This is a genomic window from Gaiella sp. (assembly GCF_039915195.1).
Classification (GTDB): Bacteria; Actinomycetota; Thermoleophilia; order Gaiellales; family Gaiellaceae; genus Gaiella.
Genome location: NZ_JBDSNT010000145.1, coordinates 1 through 17187, shown reverse-complemented (window position 1 = coordinate 17187; position 17187 = coordinate 1). Strand labels below are relative to the sequence as shown.

Here is a 17187-nt window from a genome sequence, read left to right as displayed (position 1 = left end):
ACGACCTCATCTCGAGTGCTGGTCACAGGATCGGTCCGGGAGAGATCGAGGAGTGCTTGATCCGTCACCCGGCCGTGGCGATTGCCGCCGCGATCGGGGTGCCGGACGATGTTCGCGGAGAGGTCGTCAAAGCATTCGTGGTCACGGTCGAAGGAACGGTGGGATCTCCCGAGCTCACGGCGGAGCTCCAGGCACACGTTCGCACGAGGCTCGCACCGTACGAGGTGCCACGATCGATCGAATTCGTCGCCGAGTTGCCGTTGACCGTCACGGGCAAGATTCGCCGGGGAGAGCTGCGTCGCCTCGAGGTAGAGGGTCCCGATCTGCCCGGAGTCGGGTGAGGCAAGCGCTACGGGCGATGCTCGCACGGCATCACCTCAGAAACAGGCTCCAGTCGAGATCGAAGCCGAGCCCGGGACCGTCCCGCGCGACGGCCATCCCTTCGACGAAGGCGGGGCCACCCGTCGACAGGCGGTGAGCAGGGTCGAGCGGGTTGCCACCGGGTAGATCGGGATCGAACGTCTCGACGAGTGAGCCGGGAGTGCAGGCCGCCAGATGGATGGACACCTCGGGGTACACGTGGAAGGAGACCGGCACGTTGTGCTCGACGGCGAGTGCCTGGGCGCGGCGGGCCGGCGTGACGCCGCCGATTGCGAGAACGTCGAGGCGAAGCACATCGAGCGCATCGGCATCGAGCAACGCCCTGAACGTGCCGATATGACTCACCTCGTCTCCCACTCCGACCGGATACGGACCGAGACGGCGGATCGCGGCGCAGCCTTCGGCGTCCTCGGGCACGAGCGGATCCTCGAGCCACGCGAGCGGTGTGGCGCCCCACAGAGCGACCTCGGCGAGGGCCTCGTCGCTCGAGCGCCAGACGTAGCCTCCGTCGACAACCAGCCGCGCTCCGTCCGGGAGACCGGCTGCGGCGTGCTCGAGGAGGCGGCGCATGCGTGCGGGATCGGGGTCTCGCGCGATCTTGAGCAGGCCGTAGCCTGCCCTCGCGTAGCGGATCACGTCCTCGGCCAGTGACTCCGGGTCACGGCCCGCGATTGGATACGCGGCGACCATCATCACGGGTGCGGTGGGCGCGCTCGCACCGAGGTGTTGCCACAGCGGGACCCCTGCGACCTGCGCAGCGATGTCCCACAATGCGACATCGACGAGCCCGAGTGCCTTGACCACGAGGCCGGTACGGCCGACAGCGACGTTCGCGCGCGAGCAGTCGTCCCACAGCGCCTCGGCGTCCGGCTGTCGCCCTACGATGACGGGTGCGATCAGCCGCTCCACGCACGCTGCCACGGGTCCGTTTCGGGTCAGGCAATACGCCTTGCCGATGATGCCGTCGTCCGTTTCGACCTCTACAGCTGCATACTCGCGCTCCTGGATCGTCATCTGCCCGAGCCGGAGCGGGGCAGGGAGCGGCAGGGTTGCAGTCCCGACCCGGATGACTCGGATCCGGGACATCATCGCTTGACGTTGACGCCGTAGTCGGCGAGGAAGCCGCCGTCCACGTACAGCACCTGGCCCGTGACATAGGCCGCGCCGGGTGAGGCGAGGAAGCTTACGGTCGAGGCGATCTCGTCGGCGTCCGCAAGCCGACCGGCCGGGATCCGCTCGAGCACATCGGCTACATCGAGGGTGCCGGCCGCGATGGCGGCGCTGAGCACGCCGGTATCGACGTAGCCAGGGCCGACGGCGTTCACGCGGACACCGAGCGGCGCCCATTCGACCGCTGCCGAGCGCGTGAGTCCGACGATTGCAGCCTTCGTTGTCGCATACGGGGCACGCCCGGCTGCCCCGCGCTCGGCGGCGACAGAGGCCATGTTCACGATGACCCCCGAGCCCCGTTCGATCATGATCCGACCGCCCGACTGCAGGCAGTTGAAGACGCCGTTCAGGTTGACGTCGACGACGGCCGCCCAGTCCTCCTGGGTGAGATCGACGAGCGGGCGGTGGCGTGTGATACCGGCGTTGTTGACGAGAAGGTCGAGCCCTCCGAACTCCGCCACGACTGCCCGGAACGTCGATTCGACCTGGTCACGATCGCAGACATCCATTGGTCGGTAGGCGATCCCAGAGCTCCCGGACTCGCCGGCCACGAGGTCGACCGCGACCACCTGCCAACCTTCGTCGCGCAATCGTGTTGCGACCGCCAGGCCGATTCCCCGGGTGCCCCCGGTGATCACCGCAACGCGCTCTCCTGATCCGCTCACGGCCCCGTCCTCTCGTCGAGGTCGGTAACGGCGGCGTCGAGAACCCGCTCCATCGAGCCGCGCGCGAGGAGCGTCTGCCACACGGGATAGATGTTCTCGTCGTAGAGGTGCTCCGGAGGGAGGTACACGGCTCCGGGGGCGTTCGTCACGTTCAGGACGACGACCGCTCGCTCGGGGAACCGTGCGCGAAGACGCTCCTGAAAGGCGGAGTAGAGCTCCCCGGGCTGGCCGACGATCGCGCAGTCACCGAGGCTCCAGACCCAAAGCGGATGGGTGGCGGCACCGTCGTCGCGGTAGCTGGCACGCAGGTTCCGGGCGCGGCGGATCCGCTCGACCCGACTGAGAGGGTCGATGTCGGCCCAGGCGACCTCGAGCTCCTCGATCGTCGGGAGGTCGTCCTTGAGCGCCACCGGCACATCGTGATGCGAGGCGCGAGCGCTTCGTGGCTGTGCGACCGTCCGCAGGCCCCAGATCGCGAGAGGGGCGCCTGATTCGACGACGCCGAGGCACGCGAGCTCGGTGCCGGCCGCGGGCATCGCACACAGCGCCCCGAGCGCTGCGTGGCCGAGGGCGGTGCCGTGGCGGTCGGCGACAGCCGTGTCGCCAACGTACTGCTCCCGGGGCGCAAGGTCGCCCGAGGCTCCCTGCAGGAACAGGCACGGTGCCCCGTCCGTCCCGTCCTCGACCACCTCGCGAAGCGCTCCGGCGAAGTCGGGCGAGACGAGCGTGTTCTGCCAGGCCAGCGTCGTTGGGTGGCAGGCGTAGTTGACGAGCGTCGCGATCACGGCCCCATCTGCGCCGGTGACTCGACCGACGAGCAGCGTGTCATCTGCGTGGGCGGCGGGGTTGTACCCCACGACGTACCGGTCGTCGCGCGGAAGGTCGCGGTTCCCGGCAACGCCCGACCGTCCCGTCGTCCACGTGAGCGTGGCCTCGACGCAACGAGCAAGAGCCTCCTCCGCCGCGCCGACGGCGGCGTCGCGGAGGGCATCGAGGTAGGGAGAAATGAGGTGGCCGCCGGGCTGTCCCGCGTCACCGCGGTAGGTCGATGGACCGGCGTGCGTGTGGGAGAGGCTGAGGAGCACGCGAGCGGAATCGAGCCCGAGGCGTTCCAGCACGGAACCGCGAACGTGCCACTCGTCGGCAGGGTCCTGCCACCAGCCGAGGTCGGCCGCCAGCAGGACGAGCGGATCCTGTCCGTCGGCGACGAGCGCAAGCGCCGTGAGCGTCAACGGACGGTGCGTCCCGGTCGAGACATCCTCCGTTGCCGGCCCCCAGACGCGGATGAAGATGCCGGGAGGCGGGGTGATGTCGCGACGCGCGACACCGATCGAGCCCGCGAATCCGGGCGTGGGCTCGGCGAGATCCGGTGCGGCCGTCAGGGGCGTGGGAGAGGTCATCGGCGCGAGCTCATGCCATCGAGACTCCGCCGTCGATGTGGTAGGCCTGCCCGGTGATCATGCGAGCCTCGTCGCCCGCGAGGTACACGACCATCGGGGCGATGTCCTCGGGCTCGAGTCGGCCGCCGATCGGCGTCAACCCGCGCTCGTACTCCTCGCGATCGACTCCGAGCCGTTGTACGTCGTATTCGACACGTCTGTCGTTCACCTGCGTGCGCACCGGGCCAGGACACACGCAGTTGACCGTGATCCCCTCGGCAGCGTGCTCCAACGCAAGCGTCCGCATCAGGCCGAGCACACCGTGTTTGCTCGCGACATAGGCGCCGCCGTGGAGCGAGGGGACACGGCTGTTGATCGAGGCGACGGTGATGATGCGGCCGAAGCCGTTCGAGCGCATGTGCGGCAACACCGCCTTCGAGAGCACGTACGGAGCCGTCAGGTTGATCTCGAGCGTGCGATCCCAGAATGCGTCGTCGAACTCGGCAAGCAGACGCGGATCTGCGCTGCTCCCGATGCCCGCGTTGTTGACGAGGATGTCGATCGGCCCGAAGGCAACGGCTGCGCGCTCGATGAGCCTGACCGACTGCGAGCGGTCGGAGAGGTCGCAGGACAGGGCCGAGGCCTCACCGCCTGCTGCTCTGATCTCCGCGACCGTGGAGTCCAACTCGTCGACGCTGCGCGCCGTCGCGACGACGGCCGCACCGGCGGAAGCGAGCGCGAGCGCTGTCGCGCGGCCTATGCCACGTCCAGCTCCCGTGACGAGAGCCACACGGCCGGTGAGCTGAGCCAACTCCTCTCTCCCTTCGGCGATCGATTCTGGTATCGCTTGCAGCCTACAATCACGGGGCAGGCGGGGGAGCCCCCTCCGGTCCTTCTCCACCGCGTCCATCGATCTGGAGGCCTCAATTGACGTCCATCCCACTCGAAGTCGCTCCGTCCGCCTTCTCCGGCCAGATCGGATTCGCGCGGCGGGATACGACGCCGCCGGCAGGCATCTATTCACGCATGTGGGGTGCTGCGGCCCACGATGTCGCCGACGGCGTCCACCGGCCGCTGTGCGCGACTGCACTCGCACTCCGGTCGGCCGGGTCGGATCGGCCGAGGCTCCTCGTCGGGCTCGACATTGCGTTACTCGGCGATCTCGGTGGAGCCTCCGACGAGGAGCGCGTGCTCGCCCCGGTGCGTGAGGCCCTCGGTCTCGGAACAGGCGAGCTGCTCGTCAATTGCTCACACACTCATTCTGCTCCCTGGTCGGCCATGAGCCGTAGCCACATGCCCGGCGGCGAGCTGATCGGACCCTACCTCGACCAGCTGAGCCAGGCCATTCTAGAGGCCTGCGAGGAGGCACTCGCTGAAGCGACGCCCGCGACGCTGACGTGGGCGACCGGTCGGTGCGACCTTGCCCGGAACCGCGACCTCCCCGACCCGGCGAGCGAGGATGGCCGAATCGTCTGTGGCTTCAATCCCGTCGCGCCTGCCGACGACACGCTCGTGGTCGGGCGTGTGACCGCCGCCGACGACGGCCGTGTCCTGGGAACGATCGTCAACTACGCCTGCCACCCCACGACGCTCGCATGGGGCAACACGCTCATCTCCCCTGACTACATCGGTGCCATGCGCGAGCTCGTCGAGCAGCACACGGGCGACGCGCCGTGCCTGTTCCTGCACGGCGCGTCCGGTGAGCTCGGCCCGGCGCACCAGTACGTCGGCGACCCGGCGGTGGCAGACCAGCATGGCCGCCGGCTCGGGTTCAGCGCCCTCAGCGCGCTCGAGGGAATGCTGCCTGCCGGACAGGCGTTGCGCTACGACGGCATCGTCGAGTCGGGAGCGCCGCTCGCCGTCTGGCTCCCCGCGCCCTTTCAGCCTTCAGGAAAGCTTGCGGGTGGGGCGATCGATGTTCCTCTGCCACTGAAGCCGATGCCGACGGAAGAGGAGCTCGAGGCCCAGCTCGCCGTTACCGACGATCGGGCGATTGCGGAGCGGCTGTTCCGGAAGATCCAGATCCTCCGAAATCTGAGCGGCGGCGACCACCAGATCTTCCCTGCCTGGGTCTGGCGTGTCGGCGACAGCCTCGTCGTCGCGCAGGCGAACGAACCGTACTCGGCTTTCCAGGAAAGCCTCCGACGGGCGTTTCCCGAGACGACGGTCGTGGTGATGAACACGAGCGGTGCCGAGATGGGCTACCTCTACCCGCCGGAGCTCGACGGCCGGGATATCTACCAGGTCTGGCAGACGCCGTTCGGGAAGGAGGCGCTGCCGACCCTGACGGGGCACTGCATCGCCGAGGGAAGGCGGCTCCTCGCCGACGAGCCGGCGTAGGCCGGGTCAGCGGATCACGCCGCCGTGCCGAGCCCCTGTCGGGGCTCCGTCGTGCCACGCGGATCGGCCTGCGACCCAGACTCCCGCGACGCCCTCTGGCGACCGGCACGGGTCGGCGTAGGTGGCGTTGTCGACGTAGAGAGCGGGGTCGAGGAGGACGAGATCGGCTCGCTTTCCGGGCTCGATGCGGCCGCGATCGGTGAGGCGGAGACGGTCTGCGGCGCGTGCCGTGAGTCGAGCGACGGCTTCGTCTACGGGGAGTAGCCCCTCGCGGATCGCAAAGCGTCCCAGGAATCGTGGAGCGGTGCCGTAGACGCGCGGGTGAGGGCGCGTCCCGAAGATCCCGTCCGATCCGACGAGCATCAGTGGGTGCTGGGCGATCGTTCGCACGGCTGCGTCCGTTGCGTAGTGGAGCACCATCGTCACGTCGAGTGCCGACTCACCAATCAGGTCGAGAGCGGCGGTCACCGCGTCGCACCCGCGGTCGAGCGCGATCTCGCCGAGCGTCCGACCGACTGTGCCCTCGTTCGGTGCGGCTGCGTGGGCGATCTCGATGCGCTCGGGACCGAGAGTGTCGAGGATGTTCTCCCAGCCCGGCAATCCGTGCGCGATGTCGTGGGCGATGCGGCGCCTCTCCGTTCCACTGCCGAGCGCCTGCAGGGTGCCCGACGCACCGCCTTCCTGCGCCCAGCCGGGGAGCACGCTCGCGAGCAGGGTGCTGCCGGCGCCGTAGGGGTACTGGTCGAAGGTGAGGTCGATCTCGGTTGCCGTCTCCTCGAGTAGCTCGAGTAGCGGCTCGATCAGGGTCTCGTCGGCGAGAGACTTGAGATGCGAGAGATGAAGCGGCGCGCCCGTTCGTCGGGCGACGTCGATCAACTCGGAGATCGCCTCGAGCAGGCCGTGTCCCTCGTTTCGAACGTGGGGAACGAGGGGTGCATCGAACGCAGCCGCTTCCTCTGCCATCGCGACGAGCTCCTCGGTGTCGGCATACGCGCCGGGGAGGTAGACGAGCCCGAAGGAGAGCATCCGGCATCCCGCCTCGAGCCCGGCCCGGACCTCGCGGCGCATCTCCCGGAGCTGCTTCGTCGTCGGAGAAACCCGGCCGCCGCCGAGGATGAGGTCGCGAACGGCTCCATGGCCGATCGACGGCACGAGCGAGAGCGCGGGTCGTGTGGCGTCGAGCGCGTCGAGGTACTCGGCGACCGTCTCCCACGTCCACCTCTCCGGCCCGGCGCCCTCGAGCGGCCGGAGATATGCCCGGCGTTCGCGCCAGCGTTCGGGCGAGACCGGGGCAGGCGCCAGTCCGTCCGGATTGATGACCTCGGTCGTGAACCCCTGGGCGAGCTTTGGCGTCAGGAACGGGTCGTCGAACGAGACCAGGCCCGAGTGGGTGTGCATGTCGATGAACCCGGGGCAGAGCAGCAACCCTCGCCCGTCGACGACGTTCTGCGCGGGTGGGAGCGACCGATCCTCGTGACAGATCGTTACGAGGTCGATCGCGCTTCCCGTGACCCCGACGGCTCCGGTGAACGGTCGTGCATCGCCCGGGTAGACCGTCGCTCCGGTGATCAGCAGATCGAGCATGGGCCGCTACGCCGCCACGAGCGGCCGTCGGAAGCACACTGCGGTCATGGCCATACCTGACCCGATGACCACCAGCACGACGACGAAGCCGAGCTGCGCGATCAGCACGCCTGCGATCAGCACGCCGGCGATGAACCCGATCATTCCGACCGTGAGCAGCGCCATGTTGAGAAGGCCCTGGTGCTCGTGCTCGACCTCGAGCGCTCGCGCGCCGTTGAGCGAAGCCGCTGCGGCACTGTTCGAAAGCAGGAAGAGGCAGTAGATGAGAGGGCCGAGGATCGCGGCGCGCGGGTCTGCGAACAGCATCACTGCGATTCCCTGGATCGTGATCGCGACGATGAACGTGGAGATCGCCCCGACCCGGTTCTGGGCGGTGCGAACGACGGGGATCGTGAGGGCCACGACGACGACCGCTCCTGCGATAAACGTGACGCTGGCATGCACCTCGTCCATGCCCAGATGCTCGCGCAGCACGGAGGGCATGATGCCCATTGCCGCACCCGCGAAGAGGTTCCAGGTCAGGTTCACCCAGCCGATCGTCCGCAGGCGGCTGCTGGCCCGAAGGGAGGCCATGCCATCGATGACGTTCTTCTGCATGATGGCGGCGGACTCCGAGCCACGCTCGAGCTCGGGCACGAGACCGAGAATCCCGACCGCGCCAACGAGGGCGACGCAGATCCCGATCATCACGGCGTCGGTGCCCCCAACGCGGAACAACAAGAGCCCGATGAAGGGGCCTCCGAATACCGCCGCCTGATTGACGGTCGTACGGAGTGCGTGGGCACGCAGGAGGCTCCGATCGTGCGTCGTGTCGCCAATACCTCGGAAGAGTGCACCTTCGGAGAAGTTGCGCACGCTTCCGACAACGACAGCTGCGACGAGCACGAGGACGAATCGGTCGTGCCCCGCGAGCGCCGCGAGCGGGTACAGCGCGCAGGCGGCGAGCGTGACGAGGGTCGCGATGCGCATCAGTCGTCGGGGATCCGAGTTGTCGGAGACTGCGCCCGCAGGAACAGCCGTGAGGAGGAGCGGTGCGTAGACGAGCCCGGCGGCGAACGCGGCCGTCTGGGGGGAGTGGCCGCGAGTGAGGAGCATCCACGGCAGCACGAACTGGAACTGACCCTGAACGCCTGCGGAGAGGCAGTTGGCCCCGATCAACGCGGCCGTCCTACGCGGAACTCCGAGCCTACTCACCCGGCCCGCAGTTCGGCACCATGGAGATCCGACCAGCGCTCGAGTGCCCTGGCCAAAGCGGTGCTCGCGTCGAACGCGCCGCCAAAGGGAAGGCGTGCATAGCCGGGCGCCTGGAACGCAGCGCCATCGACGATCGGCAACCCGACGGCGTCCAGTTGATCGGCAACGTTGCCGACCGTTGTCGTGCCGACGAAGAGGAACGGTGCCGCGCGGGGTGTAACGGCGGCGAGCCCGGGTGTCGCCCGAATCGCCGCAAGGGCAACGTCGCGGTCGCGCTCGAGCCCGGCTCGAATCTCCTCGAGCCAGTCTCGCTGCCCTTCGAGCACGGCGAGAGCAGCCTCCTGGGGAGCGACGCCGACACGCAGGCAGTCCCACTCGAGCGTTCGCGCGCATGCTTCGACATGCGCCGCCGGCCCGGCAAGCATCCCGATCCGCAGCTGGGGGAGTGAAAGGCTCTTTCCGAGGCTTCGGATCACCACCACGTTCGCGCCGAGCCCGTATGCCGATGTGAGGCGAGCGTTGTCCCACAGGGACATCTCGTACGCCTCATCGGTGACGACGAGAAGTCCGTGACGTTCCGCAAGTGCCACCACCTCGGCGACGTCCTGAGGCGACGGGACGTGACCGGTTGGGTTGCCGGGGTTGCAGAGGAGGAGCGCCTTTGTCTGCTCACCGATCGCCTGCTCGATCGCCTGGATGTCCCAGCGCCAGCCGGTGGCAGCCGAGCCGGGGACGTAAACCGGTGTTCCGCCAGCTGCGAGGATCGGCCCACCGAAGAAGAACGACGGCGTGGGTATCACGACCTCGTCCCCGGGGTCGAGAAGCGATCGAAAGCACACCCCGAGGGCCTGCATGGCGCCGTTCGTGACGAGAACTTCGGATTCCGGGTCGGCGTGTCGCCCGGTCGTTACCGCGAGCTCGACGGCGAGCGCGTCACGGAGCGGCGTCAGGCCCCGAGCCGGCGGCGTCCTCATCGGTCGTTCGAGCACCGTGGCGACGGCAGCGACGACGTGGGGCGGAAGGCCTGGGGCGGGCGTCCCGCTCAGTGCCACCGTCTCGACGCCATTCGCGCGTGATGTGTGGCGACGCTCCTCCGCCTCGTAGGTCGGGAAGCGGCCGACGCTCACGACGGAACGACGGGCAGCACGATGCGCGAGGGGTAGGCGTTCGTGTGGAGCACGGTCTGGTGGGCGACCTGCATGCGCGTTCCGGTGCCAATGTCCTCGCCGGTGTTGAGGTTGCGGGAGAAGCGCGGGAAGCTCGAGCTGGTGACGGCCACCCGGAGGCAGTGGCCCTTCCGGAAGACATTCGCCATCGGGTAACACCGAATCCGGTACTCGGCGACCTCGCCCGGCTCGAGGAGTTCGACCGATTCGCCCTCGACGCTACCCCGATATCGGGCTCGGATGATCCCCTCCGTCAGGAAGATCGAGCGACCGTCGGGGTAGACGTCGCACAGTCGCACCATGAAATCGGTGTCGAGCGCCGATGACGCGGCGTAGAGCACCATCTCGACCGGGCCGATCACCTCGAGGTCGTGGTCGAGCGGCTCGCTCGTGTACACCAGCACGTCGCGGCGCTGCTCGAGCACACGCTGGTCGATCGGCCCGGGGCGGATCGGCGTCTCGGCCCCCTGCGTCATCGTCAGCACCGAGTTGACGCCACCGACCGTCGGCACCGGGTCGGCCGGGTCGTAGTCGTAGCGATCGGCGGTCTCGTCGGTGCCTGGGGGGCTGACCGAGAGCGCTGCTCCCTGACGAAGGTGAAATGGCGTCGACTCCGCGCGTGCAAGCGGCCACTCGCTTTCGCCTCGCCACTCGTTCACCCCGAGGACGAAGAGATCAGCGGGCGGGCGCTCGTCCCAGCCGTTTGCCTCGTCCTTGAGGAATCTGTCGTAGAAGGCGAGCTCGTGGTCACGGATCACGGTCAGGGCCGGCGAGAGGTCGATGTCACCGGTGAAGTTCTCGACGTCCTCTTCGTGCGACCACGGGCCGATCATCACGCGGTTCGGTACGCGGTTGCCGATTGCGCCGAAGGACCGCAGATGGGAGCCGGAGTACGGGTCGAACCAGCCACCCTGCTGGAAGATCGGGACGTCGACGAGGGCGGGCCTCGTCCGGAACTGTTGCCAGTACTCGTCATTGGTCTGGTGCTCCCACCAGAGGCGCCAGTAGTCGACCTTGCGTCCTATCGTCACCTCGTCGAGCTCGATCAGCGGGAGGTGGCCAAAGATGCGGTCGTTGAGCACGATGTCGCGTGCGCTCGGCCCAGTGATCAGCGCCATCGCGCTCGACCAGAGCGCCGCAGCGCCGAGCGTGAGCGCGAGCTGGAAGGCCCCGCCTGTCCAGTAGCCGTCCCAGAAGTAGTCGTCGTGAATGACCTGCGGTGCGATGCATTGGACGTTCGGGTGCTGGAGGTGCGCAAGCTCCCACTGGACGAGGCCCCCGTAGCTCCTGCCCCAGGTGCCGATGCGACCGTTCGACCATTGCTGCTCGGCTGCCCACGTGACCGTGTCGTAGGCGTCAGGCCCGTCGTGGATCCACGCGGTGAACTCGCCCTCGGACTCGTAGCGGCCGCGGGTGTCCACGACGACCGCGGCGTACCCGCGCTTCGCGAACCAGACCCCCCAGGAGACGAAGCGCTCCCGGGTCGATTCATACGGCGTCCACTGGATGATCGTCGGCAGACCCTGCGCGCCGAGGGGGAGATAGACATCGGCCGAAAGGGTGATGTCATCGCGCGTCGGCACGCGACAGTCGTGCAGCAGCCGGACCTCATGGAGGGGGTGCGACGAGCCGGAGTTCATGCAGCGGCGGGCGAGGGCCCGGCGATGGACGTGCCCGGGAAGTGGCACGCGGCACGATGATCGAGGCCGTGGTCCTGGAGTGCGGGGTCGACTTCGGAGCAGATCTGCTGGGCAATCGGGCAACGGGTGCGGAAGCGGCAGCCCGACGGTGGGTCTATGGGGCTCGGGACGTCACCCGTGAGGACGATGCGGGTGCTCTTCCGGCCGGGGATCGGCTCCGGGTTCGCCGACAGAAGCGCCATCGTGTAGGGGTGCAGTGGGCGCCGGAACAGTTCGTCCGACGGCGCGATCTCGACAATCCGACCGAGGTACATCACTGCAACGCGGTCCGAGATGTAGCCCACGACGGCGAGATCGTGCGCGACGAAGACGTAGGTGAGGTCGAACTCCTCCTTCAGCTCGACGAGCAGGTTCAGCACCTGGGACTGGATCGACACATCGAGCGCCGAAACGGGCTCGTCGGCGACGACGAGTTTCGGCTGCAGCACGAGTGCACGCGCCAGACCGATGCGCTGCCGCTGTCCGCCGCTGAACTGATGTGGGTATCGGTCGGCCGCCTCGGGCGGCATGCCGACCCGCCCGAGCATCTCGTGGACGACGGCTTCTCGCTCCTTCCGGGCGCCGATGCCGTGGATCGAGAGCCCCTCTGCGATCAGGTCGCCGACCTTCATGCGTGGGTCGAGCGAGCCGACGGAGTCCTGGAAGACGATCTGCATATGGCGCCGCATGTCCTTCATGTCCTTGCTGCCCAGCCCCAGGATTTCAACGCCATCGAACGTGATCTCACCCGCCGTTGGCTCGAGCAGTCGCAGGATGGTGCGTCCCAGCGTCGACTTGCCACAGCCGGACTCGCCCACGAGCCCGAGCGTCTCTCCACGCCGCACCTCGAGATCGACTCCGTCGACGGCCTGCAGGTAGCCGGACGTCCGCTTCAAGAGCCCCTGCTTCACGGGGAAGTGCTTCTTCAGACCACGAACACTGAGCAGGACGTCGTCCTCGCTCGGCTCCGGAGGCTCAGGCGCGACTGAGGGCGTGACGGCGTCCGTGCTCATAGGGGTGCCACGAGCGGTTGGACGTCGCGAGCGCCGTTCTCGCACAGCCAGCAGGCGGCCTGCTGCTCACCGACGACATGGAGCGGCGGCAACTCGGTCGCGCACCGATCGAAGGCGTAGTCACATCGCGGAGCGAAGCGGCAGCCCTGCGGCCAGTCGAGCGGGCTCGGAACCATCCCGCGGATCGCCTTCAGGGGTGTCGTATACCGCATGCCAAGGAGCGGGATCGAGCGGAGGAGCGCCTCCGTGTAGGGATGCTGCGGGTTCTCGAAGATGTCCTTCACCGGCCCACGCTCGACGATCTTGCCCCCATACATGACGGCGACCTCATCGACCATCTCGGCGACGACACCGAGGTCGTGGGTGATCAGGAGGATCGCCATCCCGAGTTTCTCGCGCAGTTCTTTCATCAGCTCCAGGATCTGCGCCTGCACCGTGACGTCGAGTGCCGTCGTCGGCTCGTCGGCGATCAGGAGCTTCGGGTTGCAGCTGAGGGCCATCCCGATCATCACCCGTTGGCGCATGCCGCCCGACATCTGATGGGGGTAGTCGCGCATCCGCTTCTCGGCGGACGGGATGCCGACGAGGCGCATCATCTCGAGGGCGCGGTCGTCTGCCTCCCTGGCTCCGACGTTCTGGTGGAGGCGGACGGATTCGGCGATCTGCTCGCCCACCGTGAATACGGGATTCAGCGACGTCATAGGCTCCTGGAAGATCATCGAGATCTCGTTGCCGCGAATCTTCGTCAGCTCGTCCTCCGGGAGCGTTGCGAGATCGCGGCCTTCAAAGGAAATAGTGGAGGTCGGCTCGACGCGTCCGGGTAGATCGATCAGGCGCATGATCGAGAGCGCCGTGACGGACTTGCCGCTCCCGGACTCGCCGACGACGCCGAGCGCACCGCCCTTCGCGATCGAGAAGTCGACGCCGTCGACGGCCCGGATCACGCCGCCGTGTGTGTGGAAACCGGTGCGGAGATTCTCGACCGTCAGGAGATCGGTCATCGTGGCGCCTTGCCGACCGAGACGACAGGGGTGGATGCACCCTTCGACGGCGTCTTCACGCTCGACGATCGGGCCTTGGGCTGCTTCCGGCCGCCTGATCCGGCCGGCGTGGGACTCGGCACGGCGATGTGCTCCTCGAGCTGTGCGAGCATGAGCGGGACATTGCGCGACTGGATCGCGGCGAGCAGCTCCTTGTGCTCGACGACCATCGTCGCGAGGTCCTTCCCACGACCGTAGCGGTAGAAGTAGGCGCGGATCCGCGGCCAGATCGTCCCCCAGATCTGAACGGTGTGTGGTTGGCCCGACGCGGAGATCACGACCTCGTGGAATCGAAGGTCGGCCTCGACGACGCGCGGGAGATCGTCGGTTGCGGCCGCCTGCTCCATGTGCCACACCTGCTTCCCCAACTCTCCAAGGTCATCATCCGTCATCCGCGCGAGCGCGTGAGTGAAGCTGTAGCGCTCGAGCGTGAGTCGGATCGGGATCAGGACCTTCTGCACCTCCTCGTCGGACACGCCCAGCACGACCGCGCCCTTGTACGCGGTCGACATGACGAGGCCCTCGTTCTCGAGCTGCCGCAGCGCCTCGCGCACGGGGCCGCGGCTCGTTCCGAGCTCGGCGGAGATCGTCGCCTCGACGAGCCGCTCACCTGGCTCGTAGGTGCCGACGATGATCGCGCTCCGCAGGATTTCGACGACCTGCTGACCGCGCGGCCCACCCCTCCCGGCGCCGACATCGACGACGGTGGTGGCGGTGCGTTCGACGATCGAGGCCATGTGTCGCTCCCATCATACAAATTGTCGACAATTCATAAATGGTTGACAATCTGGTGCTTCGAGCCTAGTCTAGCCATCTCCTGTGAAGATCACCAGCATTCACACCGTTCCCGTTCGCACGCCGATGCGTGAGCCACTCGTTTGGCCAGGTGGCACGCGGTTGTCCGCGTCGGGCCTCCTCGTCGAAGTGCACACCGACGAGGGCATCGTCGGCATCGGCGAGGCGCCCGGGCCGACGCTGCCCACGATTCGCACGATCATCGATGCGGAGCTAACCCAGTTCCTCCTCGGCCAGGATCCGCTCCGCACCGAATGGCTCGTCCATCGAATGGAAGAGTTCACGCGTAACTGGAGTCGGATCGGCGCGTACGCGATCTCGGGGATCGAGATCGCGCTCCTCGACCTCAAGGGAAAGGCGCTTGGCGTCCCGGTGGCGGAGCTCCTCGGGGGCTTCTGCCGTCGTGAGGTCCCGGTCGTCGGCTACCTGTTCATCGACGAGCCAGAGGCGAATGCGCGGAAGGCGGCCGCGTTCGTCGACGCCGGCTACTCCGAGCTGAAGCTCAAGGTCGGGCGCGACTTCGGGCAGGACCACGACACGATCGCGGCGATCCGTGACGAGGTCGGATCCGACGTGAAGATCCGGATCGACGCGAACATGATCTGGAGCGTTCCCGCGGCGATCAAGTGGATCCGCGGGCTCGAGAAGTTTGACCTCCAGTACGTCGAGCAGCCCGTTCCCGACTTCGATGTGGCGGGGATGGCGACGGTGCGTCGTGCGGTCGGGGTCCCGATCGCGGCGGACGAGGGGTGCACCGACATTCGCTCCGCTCTCGAGTTGATCAAGGCGGACGCGTGCGACGTCTTCGTCGTCTATCCCTCGGAGGCCGGCGGGTTGACCCGAGGGAGGGAGATTGCGGCGCTTGCCGCCGCCGCAGGCAAGTGGTGCGCGATCGGCAGCTGGGCAGAGCTCGGCGCTGCGACGATGGCGAATGCGCATCTCGTCGCGGGCTCCTCGAACTTCCCTTTTGCGAGCGACACGCACTACCCCTTGCAGGAGCTCGACGTGCTCACGGAGCCGCTCGAGATGAGCAACGGTTTCATCTCGGTCACCGATGCGCCGGGGCTCGGGGTCGACGTCGATCGCGACGCCGTCGAACGACTTGCCAACATTCAGGTACGAGAATCCGTCTTTTACGATGACATCCAGGGTGAAGCACCGAGGGTCGGTCAGATTGTCTGACCGCACTCCACTTACAAAGGAGGACATGGCTGTGTCCAATAAGGGAACGGAAGAGCGCGCTGTCGGCGGGGTCACGCGGCGCGATGCTCTCGTCAAAGCCGGGGTCGTGGGCGCCGGTGCAATCGCGGCCGGCTCGCTCGCAGGTGGCGCAAAGGCGGCGACGCGGCGGGCAGGCGCCACGCCGAAGATCCGCCGCGGCGGTCGGATCATCTGGGCGCTCGAGCAGGATCCGGTGCATGTTGCGCCATACGGCGCAATTCTGACCTCGAATCAGTGGGGGAAGCAGGCGGCGTACGACTCGCTCGTCGAGTGGGACAAGAACCTCAACCTCAAGCCGGCGCTCGCCACTTCGTGGAAGATCGCGGCCGATCAGAAGTCGATCACCTTCAACCTGCGCAAGGGTGTGAAGTTCCACAACGGCAAGGAGCTCGACGCCGGCGACGTCAAGTACTCGATCGAGAAGATGCTCGCCCCACCGCTTCCTGGGAGCATCGTCACCGTCAGTCAGGTGCCCGGCTTCGAGGGAGCAGACGTTGTCTCGAAGTACGTCGTCCGTCTCCGCCTGAAGACGCGGGACGCGCGGGTGTTCGGATTCCTCGCCTGGGGTCGCTACTCGCCCATCGTTCCGGACGGGCTTTACGACCAGATCAATGTGGCGCGGAACGCGATCGGCACCGGGCCGTACCGGATGGTCGGCTTCAATCCGAACGACCGTGTCGAGTACGTCGCGAACAGGTCGTTCTGGAAGCCCGGTCAGCCGTACATGGACGCGATGACGCTGAAGACGCTCCCCGACGAGCAGTCGCGGATTGCGGCACTGCGTGCCGGGTCGATCGACGGTGCAACGGTCTCGTCCGACGGGGCGAAGTCCCTTGCGAACGACTCGAGCCTCGTCGTCCTGAAGGGCGGGACGGCGGCGTTCCGTGAGTTGCAGTTCACGATCAAGGGCGATCCGAAGCCATGGCACGACGTCCGCGTCCGTCAGGCCGTCAACTTCGCCATCAACCGCCAGGCGATCATCAACACGGTGTACAGCGGCAACGGCAACTACTCCGGGATCGTCCCGCCCGGATACGGCTCGTGGCCGTTGACGCAGGCCGAGTTGAAGAACAAGTACCAGAAGTTCGACCTGCCGAAGGCGAAGGCCCTCATGGCGGCGGCCGGCCAGTCGAAGGGCTTCTCCGTGAAGCTGTCGACGTTCTCGACGCCGCTCGAGTTCCAGCAGATCGCGTCCGTGATCAAGTCGCAGCTGAAGGCGATCAACATCGACGTCGACATCGTCGCTCAGGAGCCGGGCACGTTCGCCGCGAACAACGGCACCGGCAACTTCGAATGGGATCTCACGGCGCGCGGCATGCGCGGCGACATCGACGGGTACCTGGGCGAGTACAACCCGAGCAACACGATCTACCAGCGGTGGTACCCGGCCTACAAGAACGTCAAGGTCTGGCGGGCGATCGGAAACGGCAAGATCATCCTCGATCCTGCCAAGCGTCTTCCGATCTACAAGGGGGCACAGGTGCAGCTCCAGAACGACCTCCCGCAGATCGGGCTGATCCAGGTGAACAAGTACCAGGTCGTCAACAAGCGCGTGCAGGG

The 17187-nt window shown here is 67.4% G+C and carries 14 protein-coding genes and 1 pseudogene; 4 read left to right on the top strand and 11 right to left on the bottom strand.

What is annotated here, in order from left to right; all coding sequences use genetic code 11:
* Window positions 1-341: pseudogene (locus ABIR74_RS13310) on the top strand (acyl-CoA synthetase); the annotation flags it as partial.
* Window positions 342-372: 31 nt separating this feature from the next.
* Here ABIR74_RS13310 and ABIR74_RS13305 read toward each other — a convergent pair.
* From ABIR74_RS13305 to ABIR74_RS13290, 4 genes are read right to left on the bottom strand one after another with little or no spacing between them, the layout of a single operon-like run.
* On the bottom strand, window positions 373-1470 hold the full coding sequence (locus ABIR74_RS13305; protein ID WP_348178925.1) for a mandelate racemase/muconate lactonizing enzyme family protein: 1098 nt from the start codon (window positions 1468-1470) through the stop codon (window positions 373-375).
* Window positions 1467-2216 carry an SDR family oxidoreductase gene (locus ABIR74_RS13300; protein WP_348178923.1) on the bottom strand — a complete coding sequence of 250 codons (750 nt, stop codon included), beginning with the start codon at window positions 2214-2216 and terminating at the stop codon, window positions 1467-1469. The genes ABIR74_RS13305 and ABIR74_RS13300 overlap by 4 nt, the downstream gene beginning before the upstream one ends.
* Window positions 2213-3616, bottom strand: a complete 1404-nt coding sequence (locus ABIR74_RS13295; protein ID WP_348178921.1) for a hypothetical protein — start codon at window positions 3614-3616, stop codon at window positions 2213-2215. Before ABIR74_RS13295 ends, ABIR74_RS13300 begins: the two co-directional genes overlap by 4 nt.
* A 10-nt stretch (window positions 3617-3626) precedes the next feature.
* Window positions 3627-4406 (bottom strand): SDR family NAD(P)-dependent oxidoreductase, encoded by a 780-nt coding sequence (locus tag ABIR74_RS13290; RefSeq protein WP_348178919.1) that lies wholly within the window; start codon window positions 4404-4406, stop codon window positions 3627-3629.
* Window positions 4407-4522: 116 nt separating this feature from the next.
* Here ABIR74_RS13290 and ABIR74_RS13285 point away from each other — a divergent pair, with 116 nt between their 5' ends.
* Window positions 4523-5935 (top strand): neutral/alkaline non-lysosomal ceramidase N-terminal domain-containing protein, encoded by a 1413-nt coding sequence (locus ABIR74_RS13285; RefSeq protein ID WP_348178917.1) that lies wholly within the window; start codon window positions 4523-4525, stop codon window positions 5933-5935.
* Between the two features lie 6 nt (window positions 5936-5941).
* On the opposite strand, the gene ABIR74_RS13280 is transcribed toward ABIR74_RS13285, so the two are convergent.
* The 7 genes from ABIR74_RS13280 to ABIR74_RS13250 are packed head-to-tail and all read right to left on the bottom strand — an operon-like array spanning window position 5942 to window position 14348.
* On the bottom strand, window positions 5942-7519 hold the full coding sequence (locus ABIR74_RS13280) for an amidohydrolase family protein (RefSeq protein ID WP_348178915.1): 1578 nt from the start codon (window positions 7517-7519) through the stop codon (window positions 5942-5944).
* 6 nt (window positions 7520-7525) lie between these two features.
* Window positions 7526-8677: an MFS transporter gene (locus ABIR74_RS13275; protein ID WP_348178913.1), complete on the bottom strand. Its 1152-nt coding sequence runs from the start codon at window positions 8675-8677 to the stop codon at window positions 7526-7528.
* A 32-nt stretch (window positions 8678-8709) separates the two neighbouring features.
* Window positions 8710-9840: a pyridoxal phosphate-dependent aminotransferase gene (locus tag ABIR74_RS13270; protein WP_348178911.1), complete on the bottom strand. Its 1131-nt coding sequence runs from the start codon at window positions 9838-9840 to the stop codon at window positions 8710-8712.
* Window positions 9837-11462: a CocE/NonD family hydrolase gene (locus tag ABIR74_RS13265; protein ID WP_348178909.1), complete on the bottom strand. Its 1626-nt coding sequence runs from the start codon at window positions 11460-11462 to the stop codon at window positions 9837-9839. The genes ABIR74_RS13270 and ABIR74_RS13265 overlap by 4 nt, the downstream gene beginning before the upstream one ends.
* 53 nt (window positions 11463-11515) lie before the next feature.
* Complete coding sequence (locus ABIR74_RS13260) at window positions 11516-12571, bottom strand: dipeptide ABC transporter ATP-binding protein (protein WP_348178907.1); 1056 nt, start codon at window positions 12569-12571, stop codon at window positions 11516-11518.
* Window positions 12568-13572 carry an ABC transporter ATP-binding protein gene (locus ABIR74_RS13255; protein WP_348178905.1) on the bottom strand — a complete coding sequence of 335 codons (1005 nt, stop codon included), beginning with the start codon at window positions 13570-13572 and terminating at the stop codon, window positions 12568-12570. Before ABIR74_RS13255 ends, ABIR74_RS13260 begins: the two co-directional genes overlap by 4 nt.
* Window positions 13569-14348: a GntR family transcriptional regulator gene (locus tag ABIR74_RS13250; RefSeq protein ID WP_348178903.1), complete on the bottom strand. Its 780-nt coding sequence runs from the start codon at window positions 14346-14348 to the stop codon at window positions 13569-13571. Before ABIR74_RS13250 ends, ABIR74_RS13255 begins: the two co-directional genes overlap by 4 nt.
* An 82-nt stretch (window positions 14349-14430) precedes the next feature.
* On the opposite strand from ABIR74_RS13250, the gene ABIR74_RS13245 reads away from it, so the two are divergent.
* Both ABIR74_RS13245 and ABIR74_RS13240 read left to right on the top strand, forming a co-directional pair.
* Entirely contained in the window at window positions 14431-15588 is a 1158-nt protein-coding gene (locus ABIR74_RS13245) for a mandelate racemase/muconate lactonizing enzyme family protein (protein WP_348178901.1), read from the top strand.
* Between the two features lie 25 nt (window positions 15589-15613).
* The coding region (locus tag ABIR74_RS13240; protein ID WP_348178899.1) for an ABC transporter substrate-binding protein at window positions 15614-17187 on the top strand (1574 nt) is incomplete at its 3' end.

Bases quoted from the DNA above. Each gene is read 5' to 3' on its own strand.
- ABIR74_RS13305 (WP_348178925.1), bottom strand. From the start codon at position 1,470: ATGATGTCCCGGATCCGAGTCATCCGGGTCGGGACTGCAACCCTGCCG.
- ABIR74_RS13295 (WP_348178921.1), bottom strand. From the start codon at position 3,616: ATGACCTCTCCCACGCCCCTGACGGCCGCACCGGATCTCGCCGAGCCC.
- ABIR74_RS13280 (WP_348178915.1), bottom strand. From the start codon at position 7,519: ATGCTCGATCTGCTGATCACCGGAGCGACGGTCTACCCGGGCGATGCA.
- ABIR74_RS13260 (WP_348178907.1), bottom strand. From the start codon at position 12,571: ATGAGCACGGACGCCGTCACGCCCTCAGTCGCGCCTGAGCCTCCGGAG.
- ABIR74_RS13255 (WP_348178905.1), bottom strand. From the start codon at position 13,572: ATGACCGATCTCCTGACGGTCGAGAATCTCCGCACCGGTTTCCACACA.
- ABIR74_RS13250 (WP_348178903.1), bottom strand. From the start codon at position 14,348: ATGGCCTCGATCGTCGAACGCACCGCCACCACCGTCGTCGATGTCGGC.